Genomic DNA, 422 nt, shown 5'->3' on the forward strand with positions numbered 1-422 from the left:
ATCGTTAAGCGCGCGCAATATTATGTGAAGCCTGAAAAAGACGAAGTTTCTCCATTTTGTACTCAATTGACGGGTATCTCTGCACGTAAGATTGAAAAGCAGGGTAGACCTCTTGAGGACGTAATGAAGTCGATGATCAAAAATTTTGGTGGAGCGAACAAGATTTACGCCAGCTGGGGACGCGACGACATTATCTTTCGCAACGAATGCAAAGATAAAGGGATTGATTTTCCCTTTGTTGAGTTTGTAAACCTCGCGACCTTGTACCGCATGCAACATCGCCTTAGAGAAAAGCGAATTGGTCACAGAGCGGCGCAAGAAGCGTTAAACATTGAGTGGGAAGGCAGGCAGCATTCAGGCTATACGGATGCTTACAATTTGGCAAAGCTTGCACTAGCTATGCTCTAGTTGCCGTCTTGTAC

General features: G+C 45.3%; 1 protein-coding gene. It reads left to right on the forward strand.

The annotated features are described in order from the left end of the window. Positions 1–408: exonuclease domain-containing protein (locus tag AB4585_RS29650; RefSeq protein ID WP_372172425.1), on the forward strand; the 408-nt coding region annotated here is incomplete at its 5' end. Positions 409–422: the final 14 nt, after the last annotated feature.

The organism is Vibrio sp. 10N.222.49.C9, from assembly GCF_041474985.1.
GTDB classification, from domain to species: domain Bacteria; phylum Pseudomonadota; class Gammaproteobacteria; order Enterobacterales; family Vibrionaceae; genus Vibrio; species Vibrio crassostreae_C.